Genomic DNA, 278 nt, shown 5'->3' on the forward strand with positions numbered 1-278 from the left:
TGGAAAGATCGTCAAGTCACGCTGGATTCAGGAAGTAACTTATCTTGATGATGAGGGTGCAATTGAATTGGTTTTTACCCTTGCTGTAGTTAAAGGAATCAGCCGTATTGATGGTGCGGAAGACTTTTTTACTTCTTATCTACTAGAACAAACAGCGAGTATGGATAGCATTTACTCTGTAAGACTTTATGAGCTGCTGGTGCAATGGAAACAAGCTAAAAACACCCCTATGTTTGAGCTTGAGAGGTTTAGAAGTCAACTAGGTATAGAGTCTAGTG

The 278-nt window shown here is 39.9% G+C and carries 1 protein-coding gene; it reads left to right on the plus strand.

Annotation, left to right across the window (positions count from 1 at the left end; translation table 11 throughout):
* A partial coding sequence (locus AAEZ03_RS27115) for a RepB family plasmid replication initiator protein (protein ID WP_350582918.1) occupies window positions 1–278 on the plus strand: 278 nt, incomplete at both ends.

Source organism: Pseudomonas sp. HY2-MNA-CIBAN-0224 (genome assembly GCF_040310285.1).
In the GTDB taxonomy this organism is placed as follows: domain Bacteria; phylum Pseudomonadota; class Gammaproteobacteria; order Pseudomonadales; family Pseudomonadaceae; genus Aquipseudomonas; species Aquipseudomonas helleri.